Below are 5183 nucleotides of genomic sequence, written 5' to 3'. Positions count from 1 at the left end.
GGTAGGTTTTGACTTACAATTTTCACCTGCCTTCAAAGTAACCGGAGGTAGGTTTTGACTTACAATTTTCACCTGCCTTCAATGTAACCGGTGGGAGGTTTTGACTTACAATTTTCGCCTGCTTTTAATGTAACCACACCCCACATTCTTTTTTCACTTACAACCCTACTGCAGCTGGTTTCCAAACCGTAAAATTGTGAGTTAAACAGAAAGCAAGCACCCTTCCAATCCAACTATCAACCACCCCATATTTACAAAGTATAGAATACCAATCCAGGCAAGCGATAAAAACACCATTCAGAAAATTAAAGCTGCAATCGGCAAGATGTTTTGACTTACTTTCAGCGGAATTTTAAAGTGCACCAGTTTTTGGTAGTTTAAAGTACACTTCACTCTACATTCTTTTTTCACTTACAACCCTACTGCAGCTGGTTTCCAAACCGTAAAATTGTGAGTTAAACAGAAAGCAAGCACCCTTCCAATCCAACTATCAACCACCCCATATTTACAAAGTATAGAATACCAATCCAGGCAAGCGATAAAAACACCATTCAGAAAATTAAAGCTGCAATCGGCAAGATGTTTTGACCTACAATTTTCACCTGCCCTCAAAGTAAGCGGCGGTAGGTTTTGACTTACAATTTTCACCTGCCTTCAATGTAACCGGTGGGAAGTTTTGACTTACAATTTTCGCCTGCTTTCAATGTAACCACACCCCACATTCTTTTTTCACTTACAACCCTACTGCAGCTGGTTTCCAAACCGTAAAATTGTGAGTTAAACAGAAAGCAAGCACCCTTCCAACCCAACTATTAATCACCCCATATTTATAAAGTATAGAATACCAATCCAGGCAATCGATAAAAACACCATTCAGAAAATTTACACTGCAACCGGTGAGAGGTTTTGACTTACAATTTTCGCCTGCTCTCAATGTAACCGGCGGTAGGTTTTGACTTACAATTTTCGCCTGCCTTCAATGTAACCATTGGTAGGTTTTGACTTACAATTTTCGCCTGCCTTCTATGTAACCACACCCTACATTCTTTTTCACTTACAACCGCTTTTTAGCTGGTTTCCAAACCGAAAAATTGTGAGTTAAAACAATAAGCATACGCCCTTCCAACCCAACTATCAACCTCCCCATATTTACAAAGTATAGAATACCAATCCAGGCAAGCGATAAAAACTTCATCCAGAAAATTTCCTTTTTTCACATAACATAGATGCGAACTTTTGTTTCAATCCTTGTTTTAATGGATAGTAGGATAAAAATCCTACAGAGCAGTGAATTTTGATTCCGCTCTAATGCTGTTTCAATCCTTGTTTTAATGGATAGTAGGATAAAAATCCTTTGCGGCAATGATAAGAATGGAAACCTGGTAATGTTTCAATCCTTGTTTTAATGGATAGTAGGATAAAAATGATTTGAACATTGTTTAATCAATTTGCTGACATCAGGTTTCAATCCTTGTTTTAATGGATAGTAGGATAAAAATCTTCAGAGCAGTAAATAATGATTCCGTAGTAATGCTGTTTCAATCCTTGTTTTAATGGATAGTAGGATAAAAATACACGAAAGGATAATGATGGAAAAACGAGAAAAAGAGTTTCAATCCTTGTTTTAATGGATAGTAGGATAAAAATTTGAAGATAACTCGTTGTGGCTTCGTTTCATCCGTATGTTTCAATCCTTGTTTTAATGGATAGTAGGATAAAAATACCCCCGCCTGCGGTGCTGCAGGCTATGTCTGCCCTCGTTTCAATCCTTGTTTTAATGGATAGTAGGATAAAAATACCTACATATTCGTTAGTACGAGTAGGCGGCGCAAGTTTCAATCCTTGTTTTAATGGATAGTATGATAAAAATGCTGGGGAAAATACCTTCCTGGAGGAAATTACCGCAGGTTTCAATCCTTGTTTTAATGGATAGTAGGATAAAAATACGGCATATTCTGCACTATTTCTATCTGCTTCTGCAGTTTCAATCCTTGTTTTAATGGATAGTAGGATAAAAATTTTTGCGGCGCTATGAAGAGAAGAGGTGAAGAATGGGTTTCAATCCTTGTTTTAATGGATAGTAGGATAAAAATTCACTCTACCACTGGTAATTAGAAGTGAACCAGTATCGTTTCAATCCTTGTTTTAATGGATAGTAGGATAAAAATGAGATGGGGTTTTGTGCCCCCCTATATTAAGATGGAGTTTCAATCCTTGTTTTAATGGATAGTAGGATAAAAATAAGCAGTTGATCCACGGGGACGGACTGTTGCTGATAGTTTCAATCCTTGTTTTAATGGATAGTAGGATAAAAATCGCTTTCCCTGGAGGCAGGTCTGTGTTGTTGTAGCAGTTTCAATCCTTGTTTTAATGGATAGTAGGATAAAAATTTATAGTCACTTTATAGGGACAAGGTATTAACGATTGGTTTCAATCCTTGTTTTAATGGATAGTAGGATAAAAATTATTCATCTATCGGACACTATATGAGGAAGATAATATGTTTCAATCCTTGTTTTAATGGATAGTAGGATAAAAATTGCGTTGCTTCTGGAGATGAAAATAGTTTTAGAGGGTTTCAATCCTTGTTTTAATGGATAGTAGGATAAAAATTCAATGTTTTTTGTGTTGTTCCATCATAGCTGTTGAGTTTCAATCCTTGTTTTAATGGATAGTAGGATAAAAATGAATTGATTGACTTGCTTCTCTTGCCATTCCTCTAAGTTTCAATCCTTGTTTTAATGGATAGTAGGATAAAAATTTACTACAGGATTAATTGTCTCGGGGAAAGGTTTGAGTTTCAATCCTTGTTTTAATGGATAGTAGGATAAAAATAAAACGCATTCCACACTGTAGGAATTGGTGTGGATGTTTCAATTCTTGTTTTAATGGATAGTAGGATAAAAATTTTCCATGTACTATTTCCTGAGCTAAAGGCATATTGTTTCAATCCTTGTTTTAATGGATAGTAGGATAAAAATGATTTGGCAAGCAAATACAAAGTGTTTAAGGCACTGTTTCAATCCTTGTTTTAATGGATAGTAGGATAAAAATTAAAAGCAGATCCAACGCATATAATCGGAGATACAGGTTTCAATCCTTGTTTTAATGGATAGTAGGATAAAAATTTATCCCTTAATAATGTCAATTCCTCAATCAATGAAGTTTCAATCCTTGTTTTAATGGATAGTAGGATAAAAATTCCAAGCTCGTCCGGAATGGATGCAAATGACGAATAGTTTCAATCCTTGTTTTAATGGATAGTAGGATAAAAATCAATCAATCAAGCAAAAAACCGTTATTAGAGGAATGGGTTTCAATCCTTGTTTTAATGGATAGTAGGATAAAAATCAAAACAGGTAGATGCAGGGTGGATTCCTGCCACGGTTTCAATCCTTGTTTTAATGGATAGTAGGATAAAAATGTAACCGGTTGGAGCAGCAGTTTAAGGAGATGAAAAGTTTCAATCCTTGTTTTAATGGATAGTAGGATAAAAATATAATGAGGGAGTGACATCCGAAAATATCCACAATGTTTCAATCCTTGTTTTAATGGATAGTAGGATAAAAATAAAGCAATGATAGACAGAGCGAGATATGAGAAAGAATGTTTCAATCCTTGTTTTAATGGATAGTAGGATAAAAATAGCTCCGGGAGCTTTTGATATTCCTTCTGTTCCTAGTTTCAATCCTTGTTTTAATGGATAGTAGGATAAAAATTTGACGGGGCAAACGCCTCCAATATGTCTTCTCTAATTGTTTCAATCCTTGTTTTAATGGATAGTAGGATAAAAATTTGAAAGAGGGGGAATTCGGCAATTTGATAGCCAAGTTTCAATCCTTGTTTTAATGGATAGTAGGATAAAAATAAAATATCAATAGACGCATTGATGAAATTACTTCTTGTTTCAATCCTTGTTTTAATGGATAGTAGGATAAAAATGGAATGTCATATATGCGAAACTATGCATACCCAATGAGTTTCAATCCTTGTTTTAATGGATAGTAGGATAAAAATATTTCTGATATTTTTGTATTCAGTTTACCCCAAGCAGTTTCAATCCTTGTTTTAATGGATAGTAGGATAAAAATCGAGTATGGGGATGATTGGGATATACCCTTACTCGGGTTTCAATCCTTGTTTTAATGGATAGTAGGATAAAAATCTGGAAATTCCAGAAAAACCACACAATTTTCGCAGCAGTTTCAATCCTTGTTTTAATGGATAGTAGGATAAAAATTACAATCTCTGGATTAAGCGGATATTCAATATCGCAGTTTCAATCCTTGTTTTAATGGATAGTAGGATAAAAATCTCGCTTAATAGCCCGTCCAGTTATTATCCTTCGTTGTTTCAATCCTTGTTTTAATGGATAGTAGGATAAAAATTGAGCCATATTTTCGCAGCCTATGTCACGCCATCGTAGTTTCAATCCTTGTTTTAATGGATAGTAGGATAAAAATAAATATGCAAGAAATCCGCATCATCGATATTGGTGGTTTCAATCCTTGTTTTAATGGATAGTAGGATAAAAATGAGATAGCCAAGATCGTTGTCATATTCATATCTCGGAGTTTCAATCCTTGTTTTAATGGATAGTAGGATAAAAATTCCAGCAGTGGCTTCTTAGATGTTTGATTTAGATGTTTCAATCCTTGTTTTAATGGATAGTAGGATAAAAATTTGTTTTTAATGCTGATATAGGATTGACTTCATCTCGGTTTCAATCCTTGTTTTAATGGATAGTAGGATAAAAATTATTTTATACCATCTAATTTATCCATCTTACTTGACAGTTTCAATCCTTGTTTTAATGGATAGTAGGATAAAAATATTCTTGATAAAGTATCTGGGAAACCGATAAGCATACGTTTCAATCCTTGTTTTAATGGATAGTAGGATAAAAATTCAGATGAATTTCTTTGATATCTATCCCGAAACAGGTTTCAATCCTTGTTTTAATGGATAGTAGGATAAAAATGTGAAAGAGGCAGTTATGGAGCTATCTGCCATAGTGCGTTTCAATCCTTGTTTTAATGGATAGTAGGATAAAAATAGCTTTGCCCACCAAATCCATAGCGGTAGAAAGGTGTTTCAATCCTTGTTTTAATGGATAGTAGGATAAAAATCCAGTTCAGCTTTGCCTTTTACATCCAGGGTGATTAGTTTCAATCCTTGTTTTA

Annotated in this window: 1 CRISPR repeat array. The window is 34.7% G+C overall.

Annotated elements, in window-relative coordinates:
- Positions 1-1238: 1238 nt before the first annotated feature.
- Positions 1239-5129: a CRISPR direct-repeat array (repeat unit 38 nt; unit sequence GTTTCAATCCTTGTTTTAATGGATAGTAGGATAAAAAT).
- Between the last annotated feature and the right edge of the window lie 54 nt (positions 5130-5183).

This window comes from Candidatus Cloacimonas sp. (assembly GCA_035403355.1).
Lineage (GTDB): Bacteria > Cloacimonadota > Cloacimonadia > Cloacimonadales > Cloacimonadaceae > Cloacimonas.
Note: the sequence above shows the minus strand (reverse complement) of the source record. Positions and strands in the feature narration are given on the sequence as shown.